The 12637-nt window shown below is 47.5% G+C and carries 8 protein-coding genes; 5 read left to right on the forward strand and 3 right to left on the reverse strand.

What is annotated here, in order from left to right:
- Window positions 1-441 precede the first annotated feature (441 nt).
- The 4 genes from JYB87_RS15745 to JYB87_RS15760 all read left to right on the forward strand — a co-directional run bounded on the left by JYB87_RS15745 (window position 442) and on the right by JYB87_RS15760 (window position 5387).
- A complete protein-coding gene (locus JYB87_RS15745) occupies window positions 442-768 on the forward strand; it encodes a c-type cytochrome (protein ID WP_207354396.1) in 327 nt (108 codons plus the stop codon).
- A gap of 122 nt (window positions 769-890) precedes the next feature.
- The gene (locus JYB87_RS15750; RefSeq protein ID WP_207354397.1) at window positions 891-2618 is read left to right on the forward strand and encodes a DUF3373 domain-containing protein; all 1728 of its coding nucleotides are present in this window, start codon (window positions 891-893) and stop codon (window positions 2616-2618) included.
- Between the two features lie 36 nt (window positions 2619-2654).
- Window positions 2655-4034, forward strand: coding sequence for a tetrathionate reductase family octaheme c-type cytochrome (locus JYB87_RS15755; protein WP_207356738.1), 1380 nt, complete (start codon window positions 2655-2657; stop codon window positions 4032-4034).
- A 210-nt stretch (window positions 4035-4244) separates the two neighbouring features.
- Window positions 4245-5387 (forward strand): putative sulfate/molybdate transporter, encoded by a 1143-nt coding sequence (locus JYB87_RS15760; protein ID WP_207354398.1) that lies wholly within the window; start codon window positions 4245-4247, stop codon window positions 5385-5387.
- A 38-nt stretch (window positions 5388-5425) separates the two neighbouring features.
- On the opposite strand, the gene JYB87_RS15765 is transcribed toward JYB87_RS15760, so the two are convergent.
- On the reverse strand, window positions 5426-7192 hold the full coding sequence (locus JYB87_RS15765; RefSeq protein ID WP_407695852.1) for a sensor histidine kinase: 1767 nt from the start codon (window positions 7190-7192) through the stop codon (window positions 5426-5428).
- 251 nt (window positions 7193-7443) lie between these two features.
- On the opposite strand from JYB87_RS15765, the gene JYB87_RS15770 reads away from it, so the two are divergent.
- Window positions 7444-8043, forward strand: coding sequence for a response regulator transcription factor (locus JYB87_RS15770; RefSeq protein ID WP_207354400.1), 600 nt, complete (start codon window positions 7444-7446; stop codon window positions 8041-8043).
- A 25-nt stretch (window positions 8044-8068) separates the two neighbouring features.
- Here the strand turns inward: JYB87_RS15770 and JYB87_RS15775 are convergent, their stop codons facing one another.
- The gene (locus tag JYB87_RS15775) at window positions 8069-9025 is read right to left on the reverse strand and encodes a pseudouridine synthase (RefSeq protein WP_207354401.1); all 957 of its coding nucleotides are present in this window, start codon (window positions 9023-9025) and stop codon (window positions 8069-8071) included.
- Window positions 9026-9194: 169 nt separating this feature from the next.
- On the reverse strand, window positions 9195-12149 hold the full coding sequence (locus tag JYB87_RS15780; protein ID WP_207354402.1) for a TonB-dependent receptor: 2955 nt from the start codon (window positions 12147-12149) through the stop codon (window positions 9195-9197).
- Window positions 12150-12637: the final 488 nt, after the last annotated feature.

The raw sequence follows: 12637 nt of genomic DNA on the forward strand, positions 1-12637 counted from the left end.
TGGTAAACCACAATGGTGAAATGACTGTGATCTAACACACTAGGCTATTTCACAGAATTGATTTAAATGTGAACGAAATAACATTTTAAATTAATGTTAAATCCAACCAATTTTATTTTCGCTGGCAATCTTTTTTATTGCGCCATTTTCACAAATGTTAACTTGGTCACTATTAAAAAATGCCATTAAGCCTGGGTATATTTATTTATCATGAATTATTAAAGTTATTTCATCTTAATGATTTTACTAGATTTATTAATTCATAAAATTCTTATCAATTAGATTTTTTTCAATGAAATTTTTATCAATTAGAAAAATTTCATGAAAGTGATCAGCCTCAAATCTTCACATTTATACCTTTGCTAAATTGTTAACCGTTAAAAAAACAAAAATTCATTTCGCTAAAGAAATGAGCATTAAAATACGCAATATGAGGACTCGATGATGAAAACTAAACTCCAGCTTGGTGTGGTATTGCTGGCCGCTTTATTCGCTGTTGGCGCAACCGCGGCGGAAGGTGGAAACCCTAAAAAGGGCAAACATCTCTACAAAAAAGAGTGCAAAGTTTGCCATAGCAAAAGTGACGCCGCAGGGGAGATCACCCCAATGAGCAAAACCATGGCGCAATGGGACCGTTTCTTTGACAAAGACAAGCACGGCGCTAAACCCGAAGTGTTTGAAAAACTGTCAGAGCAAGATATCAAGGATATTCAACAGTTCCTGTATGACCATGCGGTGGACTCAGCACAACCACAAACGTGTGGTTAAGCCAAACCACGCTAGTTCGTCACCCACACCAATTTAATTGAAGGCAGTAAAAAATAATGGGGCTCAGCCTCAGGGACACTTGCTGCCTAAAAAAGACCGGATCACCGGTCAGGAGAGAGAATATGCGCACTCTTGTCGCGATTGTTGTTGCACAGGCGTTAGGGTTATCCGTGATGGCTGCCCCTGCTGTTTATGCCGCCGATCAACAGGATTCTGCCAAAATTGCCGAGTTGAAAAAGCAGCTGGCGGATCTTACCGAGGAGTTAGAAGATCTGACGACTCGCGTCTCGAAAAACGAACGCCATAGCGCTACCGACCGCATCGTACTGAGCGGCGATTTCCGCGTGAAAGCACACTCATTGCATTACCAAAACGTGACCTGGAATCCTGCGATTGCAGTGAACTTCAGTGATTTTGGTATGCGCGCTATGGCAGGTGAATATGGCAATCCTATGGATGCTAACTCACCGCTAGGCAAGATGATGACCGCCAATCCCGATCTGGCCATGGCGTTTCAGAGCGGCATGTTGCAAGGGGTGATGCCGTACGTTTTAGCCAACCCAGAAACCCAAGATATCGATAATGATCTGCTGTACACCACTCGGTTACGCCTCAACCTCAAGGCAAAAGTGTGGGACAACGTCGACTTTGCTGGCCGCCTGAGCATGTACAAAAACTGGGGTGATAGCACTGGCGTGCAAGTGTTTGATTCTTGGCGTTCATTCTCAATGGATGGCACCAACTCGGGTAACACATCCGGCGATTGGTTGCGGGTAGAACGCGCCTACTTTGACTGGCGTGATATCGGCGGTTCCCCCTTCTATTTATCGATTGGTCGTCGTCCATCTACTTATGGTCCTCCTAGCCAATACCGTGAAAACGAACTGCGTGGCGGCACCCCATCTGGCCACTTAGTTAACTTCAACTTTGATGGTTTGACCTTAGGTTACAAACTGGGTGAATTGCTTGATGTTGAAGGCATGGTTGTGCGCTTCTGCTACGGCCAAGGCTTTGAATCACAATGGGGCAATGGCGAACTGTTTGGCGACACTGTCACCAAAGATACCCACCTGGGTGGCTTTAACATTGACGTGATTAACGATGGCAACCACTTCCTGCAGTTAACCTTGTTTGGCGCCAAAGACATCAACGATGGCTTCAAAGGCACTATCGCCTTCCCTAACCAATTGGCCAGCATTTTTGCGCCAACCATGTATCAAGATCTGCAAAAGTTCGACAGCTTCAACTTTGTGACTCGCGTACAACCAAGTGGTGTGATTGGCGATATGTACTTGGGCGGCATCGGCTATGCCTACGAATCCGATGACGAACAGAAGTTTTTCGCCTCCTTTGGTTGGACCCAAACCAACGGTAACGGCAACGCCGGGATGTTTGGTGGCATGTTGTCTGACGCCGTATTCACTGCCGAGTTAAACGCTGACGGTACTGAAATCATTATGAGCCCAGCTACCGCCGACGATGACAGCAGCCACAACGGTTACGGGGTGTATGTGGGCATGCAGATCCCTGCACCTTACGGCAAAGTAGGCCTTGAGTATAACTACGGTTCTAAATACTGGACCCCATTCACTCAAGCGCAAGACGACCCTATCGGCAGCAAGTTAGCCACCCGTGGCCACGTGGTTGAAGGCTACTACATCTTTGATGTGAATCCGAAGATGTTCATCAAGCTGGCTGGCCTGTATTACGACTATGACTACACCGGCAGTGGCACCCCAGTGGGTGCGCCGCAAAAAGTGAGCGATGTCATCGCTGGGCGCGCTTACTCACTGCTGCCTGTGGTTGATAAGGCATACGACGTGAACGCCTCACTCACCGTGAACTTCTAATCGAGCGCCTCGGTTCGCCGAGGCAGGAGCAACATGATGAAACGACATTTACTGTTATTGCTGGCATTAGCCGCGAGCAGCAGTTACGCCGCAGGCCCTCACCAAGATGTTCTGCAAGGCCCATTTGCCAACGGCTCAGCAGTGACTGAAGCGTGCTTAGCCTGTCACGAGCAAGAAGCCACTGACTTTATGACCAGCTCACACTGGACTTGGGAATTAGAGCAGAAGCTGCCAGATCGCACAGTTAAACGTGGTAAGAAAAACGCAATTAACAACTTCTGTGTGTCAATCTCCGGCAACGAACCACGTTGTACCGTGTGTCATGCGGGTTATGGTTGGAAAGACAACAGTTTTGATTTTAAAGATAAAACCAAAGTGGATTGCTTAGTCTGTCACGACACCACCGGCAGCTATGTGAAAACCGTTGCGGGTGAAGCCATGGAGAATATCGACCTGGTGAATATCGCCCAAAACGTCGGCAAACCGGTACGTGATAACTGCGGTAGCTGCCACTTCTACGGCGGCGGTGGTGATGCGGTTAAACACGGCGATTTGGACTCCTCAATGGCCTATCCGAGCAAGTCTCTCGACGTCCATATGAACGCCGATGGCAATGATTTCAAATGCCAAGATTGCCACCAAACCACTGGGCACCAGATCAGCGGCAACGCCATGGGTGTATCACCCGGCGGTGAAGATCATATCGGTTGTGAAAACTGCCACGATAAAGCCCCACACGCCAATAAGCGCTTGAATGCTCACGTGGAAACCGTTGCTTGCCAAACCTGTCACATTCCATTCTTTGCTCGCGAAGAAGCCACCAAGTTGACATGGGATTGGTCTACCGCTGGTAAAGATCTGCCTGAATCTGAAGATGAATTTGGTCGTCACACGTATCTGAAGAAGAAAGGCAGCTTCACTTGGGGCAAGATGGTGAAACCAAGTTACGCTTGGTACAACGGTCATGCCGATGCCTATATGGCCGGCGACAAGATGGACCCAACCAAAGTCACCAAACTGGCGTATCCATTGGGTAACATCAGCGACGCTAAAGCCCGTATCTACCCCTTTAAAGTCCACATCGGTAAACAGGTTTACGATAAGAAGAACAACATCTTCTTAAATCCAAAAACCTACGGTAAAGGCGGCTATTGGTCAGATTTCGATTGGGATAAGGCGATCCGTCTCGGTATGGATGCCAGCGAGGCGATGAAAGCCGCCGGCGTGTCTTATAGCGGTGAGTTCGACTTCGCTCCAACTGAAATGTGGTGGCGCATCAATCACATGGTGTCACCAAAGGAACAAGCACTGAAATGCAGCGAGTGTCACTCTGCTGAAGGTCGCTTGGATTGGAAAGCCCTCGGTTACGATGGTGATCCAATGAAAGTGAAGTCTGGCGCGCGTCACGCCAAGTAAACGCTCTCCACCCTGCTTGCCAGCCTGATGAGGTTTCTCAGGCTGGCTTTTTATTTCAGACAATACGTCCAACTGCTTAAACAATATGTCCTAATCCCCTACTTTATGAATGGATAATTATTACTAATTTGGTATTTTAGCGCCGGCGCAGATAATCAAAATTGGCACTATACTTGCCATTGACGGTTATCTTTCACAACGGCAACCTCTATGACATCTGACTCAAGTAACGCAAAATCAGCGAATCAGTTTGTTGGTGAACTGACTGGCGCCTTTGCGGATTTGGGGACTTTTCTCCCGTTAGTACTTGGCCTTATCGCGTTAAACCAATTTTCCCCTCAAGGTATCTTTTTTGGCTTCGGTGTCATGTGCTTTGGCGTAGCACTGTTTTATCGTCGTCCGATCCCGGTACAACCCATGAAAGTGATCTCCGCCTTGGTGATCGCGCAGGGACTGAGCCCGGGCATGATGCAAGCCAGCGCCATGTTGATGGGACTTATTTTGCTTGCACTGGCCTACAGCGGCGCAATTGAGTGGTTGGCGAAACAGATCTCTCAAGCGATCTCGATCGGTATTCAGTTTGCGATTGGGTTACAGCTGTTGTGGATGGGCGCCAAGATGATGTCGCTATCGCCACTTATTGGCTTTGGCGCGTTTGCGGTGATCTTCCTCGCGCGCTTCTTGCCACTGCGCTACCTGTCTATGCCACTGGTCATCGTGCTTGGCATGTTGTGGCAATATCATCTGGGCGATAACAGCGCAGAATTTCAGTTTAACGACACCGCTTGGCACCTTGGCTGGCCAGCAATGAATGACTGGCAAAGTGCATTAACCTTGCTGGTGTTGCCGCAGTTGGCAATGACGCTGACTAACGCGGTGATTGCCTCGTCATTTATGGCGAAAGATAAATTCCCGGAAGATGCAGCGAAATTTACCCCGAAAGCGTTTGCCACCAGCTCAGGTTTTGCCAATTTGTTGTTAGCCCCCTTAGGTTCGATTTCGATGTGCCACGGCGCGGGCGGCCTTGCGGTGCAATACCACTTTGGCGCACGCAAAATGTGGGCACCGCTGATTTTTGGTAGTTTCTGCTTGATGATTGCCTTGTGTTGGGGCGAAACCGTGGCGTGGCTATTAAGCCTGATCCCGATGGCAATTTTGGGCAGTTTGCTTTCAACCGCAGGGTTACAACTGGCTTGGTCAAAACGACTGATTGATGGTCGGCCATTCTGTATGGTGGTGATTGCGGTAACTGCAACATTTAGTTTGGCATTTAATGCAGCGATTGGGCTACTGGCAGGTTTAGCACTGGAATTTCTGCGCCGCCGTTGGCATCTGGTAGCAGCCTTGCGCTAACCCTAGCGTTGCAATTCCCGCGCATATTGAGTTTGTGGTTACTGTTGCCCTTGTTCAGGAAAATAAGGTAGCCATAAACTCACTTCACAACCGCGTTGCGTCGACCGATTTTTTAGCTGCAACACGCCATGGTGCTCCAGCACCACATCACGACAAATCGCCAAGCCCAGCCCTAAGCCATTTTCTTTAGTAGATGCGAATGACTGCATCAGCGCTTCAACCGGCTTACTTAAGCCACTACCTGAGTCGGTAATCTGCAACAGCAACCATGAATGCGGACTTTGTTGCTGTTCTACTGGTGCCGCAGTTTGATAATGCAGTTGAACCAGCAACTGCCGCTCATCTTGATTATCTTCCATCGCATCAATAGCATTTTTTAGCAGATTCACCAACACTTGGCTCAGGCCAACACTGTCGCCGTAAAACCTCGTGGCTTCGCCCTCAATGGTGACCTTGAGTTCAATCTGATGCTGCTCTAATGACTTATGAAGCAGTACCAACGCATCCTCTAACAGCTCACCCAATAACAAAAATTGAAAGCCGCTGCGGCGCTGCTTTAGCAAGCCGCGAATACGATGCACCACGCCCCCCGCACGTAACGACTGAGTATGAATTTTGGCGAGCACTTGGGCTAATTCATTCGGCAGCGCATTCGGCTGAGCTTGCTGTTGCAATAACATCAACGCGCCTTCGCTGTATTGGGTTATCGCCGCAATCGGCTGGTTCAGCTCGTGCGCTAACCCCGCGCCAATTTCGCCTACAATCGCGGCACTTTGCATCCGCTCCAGCTGCAACTCTTTCTCTTTAATCTCCCGCTCGGCGGCCAACAAGTGTTCATTCTTTTGCCGAAAACGATACTCCAGCCACAAGTGATAAAACGGAGCACCCACGATAATCAATAGCAACGCCCACGCCCATTGACGCTGGCGTTTAAACCAATCGACCGCGACTTGATACAGTGGTGGCGGATTGTTTTGCAACTGCAGTTCATCGTACAAACGGATGACTGTTAGCTGACTCACCGGCGACGTCCAGCCCATTAATCTGGCAGTAATCGCAGCATTCGAATCGGCCGAGAGCTCGAACAGCGCCTGCGTCAGTTTTTGGGTAATCGGACTCGGCACCAAATCTGACGCCGCAAATGACCAGTTAGGATACAGCGTGGTGCTAGTATCACAATCGTAGCCTTTCAAGCGTTGACCGTTGATCACCCGAAAATCATCACGCCCGATTAGGCCCTCATCCACCATCTCTTCTAATGTGCAAAACGGGGTGATCGCCGCATCGACTGAACCATCACGTACTTGGTACACCAATGGCTCCAGCGGAAATCCCAAAAAATGCACAGTGCCAAAGAAGCGGTTGCCCTCAAACCCTTTTTTATTGAGTAAGCCTATGGTCGCTTGGTAGCCACCGAGAGCTTCAGGATCAGTTGCCACAATAGTGCTGTTATGCAGATCGGCAATGGTTTGAATCGCGCTATCGGCACGGACGATAATTGCCGAGCCAATCGCATAAGTGGCACCATTGTGTTTGCGACTGCGCATGGTTGCTAACCATGAAAGCGGTAACTGATTGGAAAGATTAAGATATTGCCCAGGGTTAGTGACGATAAATTGAATACGATGCTCGATCAGTTGCTGATCCATCTGCTTAAACGTGAGTGGCACCACCTCAAAGCGATTACCGGGCAGGCGGTCGCTGAGATAATCCATCATGGGCTGCCAGCGCATAATGCCTTGGTTCACGCCATGATTGGCCAGCACCCCAACTCGGAAGGTCGCCTCGATGGGATAGTCGCCCATCTCCGCATCCGTGGTATTGGCAAACACCTTAATGCAGTAACCGAGCAGCAACAGCCACAGTAAGCAACGCAATCAGTCAGCTCCACCTATTTTGAATAATGTTTAGCCTACTGAGCAATCAATCCAAATTCTATGAGCTACTGCAGATCCCCATATTTAGCGCGTGATCAGTCTCTAAAAGCGGGCAGTTACTGTTGCTGTGATAGATATTTAGTCGTTAGTCTGGCGTAAAACGAGCGGGAGATTATGCGATGTCAGCTAACCCTGTGGTGTATTTGGTCGATGATGATGCGGCAATCCGCGACTCACTGACATTTATGCTAAAGCAGTATCAATATCAATTGATTAGCTTCGAGAGTGGTGCAGAGTTTTGGCAGCAAGCCGCGTGGCACCAGCCCGGCTGCGTGATTCTCGATAGCCGCATGCCCAAACAAAGTGGCCAAGAATTACAGCAACAACTTATCCAGCACGACAGCCCGCTAGCGATTATCTTTTTAACCGGTCACGGCGATCTGCCAATGGCGGTCGATGCCTTTCGCCAAGGCGCCTGTGACTTTTTCCAAAAACCTGTGAATGGTAAAGAGTTAGCCGCCGCCATTGCCAAAGCGCTCGACTTCAGCCAACGCACCTATGAACAGCAGCAACTACAAACCCTGTATAGCAGCCTGTCTCAACGAGAACAGCAAGTAGTCGCACTGCTTATCGACGGCAATACCAATAAACAGATGTCTGAAAACCTGTGTTTATCACTGCGTACGATTGAGGTTCATCGCGCCAATGCGATGAAAAAATTGGGAGTACATACGATGGCAGAGTTAGTGAAATACACTCAGCTTTCTTCAGCGCAATAGCCTGATTTATATGCCTGAGACCCGATCAAACCCAAGGTGAACTTGTCAGTGGCGCAAGCTCAAACTCAGCCTCAAAACCTGCGCAGCGCACCTCGCGATGTTGCTGCGTGAAAGGGTCTATAAAAGCTAAATGATACGCCACTAATTTAAGTGGCTTGTGGTAATCATCAGCTTGCTTGGGCTGCAAGTTGGGATAAAAACGATCATTGAGTAGCGGCATCCCTAACGCCTCCATATGCAAGCGCAGCTGATGGGTCTTGCCGGTGATGGGGCGCAGTGCAAACAATCCTAATCCGTCTTTTACCGTCAGTAAGCAGATTTCAGAATGACTATTGGGTTTGCCTTGCACACATTGCATGGTAAAAGTGGGATTACCCACCTCAATGCGATTACGCACAGTCCAAAAACGTGGTGTAGCTAATACACCATTTGGATATTGCGCCGCCAATTCTGGTGTGAGTTGAGCCACCGCCTGATAAGTTTTTTGAATATTGCCATCGCGAAATAATGCATGGTACGCATCACGACTCTCGACGGTGGCGGCCATCAACATCACTCCGGCAGTATCGCGGTCTAACCTATGAGCAGGAATAATCGTGTCGATGCCACAACGGCGCCGCAATCGATTGATCAAACATTCATTCACATACTGACCACCGGGTGTCACCGGCAAAAAGTGAGGCTTAAACACTAACAGGCTGTGCACATCCTGCGCGAGGATCTGCTCGCTAAACGGAATAGCCGCTTCCGCCGCTACCTCGCGGTAGTAATACACCCGCGCACAAGGACGGTAAGGCGTATCGGGGCTTATCAACTCACCATCTTGCCAATGCACCTTGCCATCACGTACCCGTGCTTGCCACACATCTGCACCAATCTGTGCAAAATGCTCGCACAAAAACTCCAGCACAGTGTCTGCCGTATGCTGCTGAGGCAAAACAACGAATGATGGCTGCGCCGCGATAGAAGTTGTCGAGGTCATGGGTGATTTTAACAGTGAAAGACAAGCAGCATTTTATTGAAACTTCGACGCAGATGCGATGCTTTCAATCGCCGCTAAATCGAAATGGCAACCAAATAAAAATCCCTACTGACTACTCAGTAGGGATTTTAAAAGATACAACGTTAATGATGCTGTTATATCAGCAGTACTAGAATTTCACGCTCGCGCTAAATTCAACATAACGTGGCGTTTGGAACGCAGTGGTTGCACCGTAGTCTTCATCCAACTGACCTGGATCACCTAGTTCAAAGTACTCGTACTTACGAATGCTCGCAGAAGAGTTGAACACGTTATATACGTTGGCTTTCAGGATAACATCCAGATCTTTAGCCACTTCCCAAGTATAAGAAGCTGACAAGTCTAAACGGTAAACCCAATCAGTTCTGCCTGCGCTACCACGAGGATTGTAGTCGTAGCTACCGTCTTCGTTCATTGTGTAGTAGGTGTCACCGTAGTCAGGAATACCTGATGGGCTGCCGATACCGAACTTGTTGCGTGGACGACCTGATTCGACGCTTAAGTTAGCACCGACGGTCAGATTTTCAGTCAAGGCATAAGCACCAAACACCTTCAACATATGACGGCGATCGTTAGGCAGATAGCCATCAGCACCTTCCATCAGGATTGGGAAGTCGAAGTCTTGGGTCAAACCAGCGTCGGTTTGCGCGTTGTCTGATTTCACCAAACCTTCGGTGTTACCGTAGCTTTGTGACCAAGTATAAGTAACGTTCATGGTCCAATCATCTGACCAACCACGAGCCAAGTTCAGGTCGATTGCGTTATAAGTACGTTCCGCTTCTGGATAAAGCAGTTCTGCACCAGGAATAGTTTCCATAGTGTCAACCACGCCATCACAATCGGTGTCCAGTTTAACAGTCATGTCTTTACCTGGGTTACCCAGTACATAACCGCCACCACCTGGATGTTCACAACCATACTTGTCTTCAGTCCAGTGACTGATAGTCATGTCGTCGATTGCACCATTCAACTTACGTTGAGTACCTTTAATACCCCATGACCAATCTTCGTTAATCATCGCTTGGTAACCAATGATGATTTCATCTTGGTACATAGGGTCTAGCTCTTGGTCAACAATCGCTTGAGTATCTGGGATTTCACCATCAGCCAGTACTGAGTCACCACCAATTTTATCGCCTAAGATTGGTGTTGGAACAGTTGCACCATTGATAACATCAGCGCCAGTGCCTTCCAGTACATAGTATTGACGTACGTCAAATTCGTTACCTGACAAACGAACGTTGGTGTTACTTGCAATCGGCAGATAGTAACGACCGATGTTCGCAAACAGTTTAGATTCACCGTCGCCATTGATATCCCATGAAGCACCAATACGAGGCGCGATCATGTCATCAATTTTCGCAAATGAATCACCTACTGAGTTCATGTTGTCAAATGAATCCCAACGTAAGCCGATGCTTAAGGTCAGGTCATCAGTCACACTCCAAGTATCTTCAATGTAGATAGCTTGAGACTCAACTTTAAAGTCACCGCCCACAGTACGCTGACGTGAACGCGCGTATTGAGTTACACCCACTGGAGTACGGGTACCGTTGGCCAACATAGCACCAACAGCAGGGTTACCTACGTCGTAGTAAACCCAGTAAACACCACCTGGACCGGTGTAGAATTGGTTACTGTTAGATTTATTGTTTTCTTGGTCATAACCGAAGGTCAAAGTGTGTGATTCGTTAATCACCCATTCAAAGTCAGCGCGGAACTCTTTACGCTCGTCTTCACCTTCACTAACAAAATAAGCGTCAGAAGACACACAACCGTTGTAGTAATACTCAGCAACGTCACGCGTGTCGATGATCATGTTACATTGATCCATCACGTCTGAGGTTGTGGTTGAAGCTAGGCTGTATTTGTTGATGCCATACAGCAGCTTAGCGGTGAAATCATCGGTTAATTGACCGGTATAGGTCAGCACATAGTTATCACCACCAGACTCATCAACCGCAGGGCTTAATGCTAAGCCAGTTGACAGTACATTAGTCTTGGTTGTTGACTTGTCTTTATCAGAGAAGCCTAAGAATTCCAAGGTGTGGTTTTCGGCGATGTTCCAGTCTAATTTCAAACCCCAGAATGGGTTATCAGACTTACTAGAAGTTTCCCAATCACCTTGGTTAGTGATGGCATCTGACTTATTGCTACGTGGTTGGTACATGGCGAAGAAGAACAATTTATCTTTAACCAATGGACCAGATGCGTAGATGTTACCTTCATACAGGTCATTGCTATCGTTTGAGTTATCGATATACAAATCACCATTTGAGTTGTAACTGTTCGGTGCGTTAGAACTCAGTGAATCCGGGCGCCAACGAACGTTGCCACCAAATTCCCAATCGTTACTACCGCGTTTTACCACGGCGTTAACCACACCACCGGTCGAACGACCAAATTCAGCACCGTAACCACCGGTTTTAACTTCAAACTGGTCGTAGAAGTCAAATGGAACGTTTGAAAAACCAAGACCGTTACGGAAGTTGGTTACGTTCAAGCCGTTAATAAAGAATGCGTTTTCAGCGACTGATGCGCCACCAAACGAAGCAAAGTTACCAAAACGAGCATCACCACGAGTGGTACCTGGTGCCAACAGTGCAACGCTGGTTACGTCTTTTGGCAAAGGCAAACGCTCAATTTCAGCCTGGCTGATCACCAGAGAAGATTCTGATGAAGTGGTATCAAACGCGGCTACACGACTTCCTACTACAGAAAGACGTTCCATACCTTCAACGTTCATCACCGAGGTAACTTCTGCGTTACCACCGATGGTTACCATCACATCATCAATTACCTTTTCATCATATCCGTCAGCGGTAATTGTGATGGTATATGAACCGATAGGTAAGCGAGGGATACGATATTTACCGGTAGCATCAGTAGTGATGCTACGGGTTAAACCTGTGGCTTTGTTTTTAATTAAGATAGAGGCGTTACTCAGGGGGGCCTCAGTTTGAGAAAGCACACTACCTTGAATCGTACCGTCAGTGTTACTTGCTGCAAATGTTGGAACACTAATTGCGAACAATGTTGACACTGAGGCAGCGATAAGCGACCGCCTAAACTGTTTTTTTATCATCTTGCTCTTCCTTGCTGCCGGACATGGCTTTTAGTAATTGTTTTCAAGTTGATACGATAACGCACAACGGTGTTAATGTTTACACCCTTATTTAACATTGTTCAACATTAGATTGATAAACCTAGACAGAGGTTTTAACGCGAGAAAATCATGATTGATAAGCAATAATGCAAAATTAATGCGAATTATTAACCAATGACGATTTTTATTGATAAAACATCAACACATCGCGCGATAAAATAGACAATACAAACATTGTTGCTAGATTTGTTGAGATTAACATTTCGAACGCTACACATTCAGCTCCTCACAACCATCTAACACTCAAGGATATAAAACAGCAATTTCATTTAATATCAACAATTTATATTGAAATACAAAGAAAAATTGGCATATCGACTTCCCAAGCGTCACTCAGATTGAACGGATTTGATTAACTAGCAGCTACAAAATTGACAAAATTTCAGCCAATAACGCCTATTCAAAAA

It is taken from the genome of Shewanella avicenniae, from assembly GCF_017354945.1.
Taxonomy (GTDB): Bacteria; Pseudomonadota; Gammaproteobacteria; order Enterobacterales; family Shewanellaceae; genus Shewanella; species Shewanella avicenniae.

Coding starts and splice junctions, on each gene's coding strand:
- JYB87_RS15755 (WP_207356738.1), top strand. CDS start 2,655: ATGAAACGACATTTACTGTTATTGCTGGCATTAGCCGCGAGCAGCAGT.
- JYB87_RS15770 (WP_207354400.1), top strand. CDS start 7,444: ATGTCAGCTAACCCTGTGGTGTATTTGGTCGATGATGATGCGGCAATC.
- JYB87_RS15745 (WP_207354396.1), top strand. CDS start 442: ATGATGAAAACTAAACTCCAGCTTGGTGTGGTATTGCTGGCCGCTTTA.
- JYB87_RS15765 (WP_407695852.1), bottom strand. CDS start 7,192: ATGGGCGACTATCCCATCGAGGCGACCTTCCGAGTTGGGGTGCTGGCC.
- JYB87_RS15780 (WP_207354402.1), bottom strand. CDS start 12,149: ATGATAAAAAAACAGTTTAGGCGGTCGCTTATCGCTGCCTCAGTGTCA.
- JYB87_RS15750 (WP_207354397.1), top strand. CDS start 891: ATGCGCACTCTTGTCGCGATTGTTGTTGCACAGGCGTTAGGGTTATCC.
- JYB87_RS15760 (WP_207354398.1), top strand. CDS start 4,245: ATGACATCTGACTCAAGTAACGCAAAATCAGCGAATCAGTTTGTTGGT.
- JYB87_RS15775 (WP_207354401.1), bottom strand. CDS start 9,025: ATGACCTCGACAACTTCTATCGCGGCGCAGCCATCATTCGTTGTTTTG.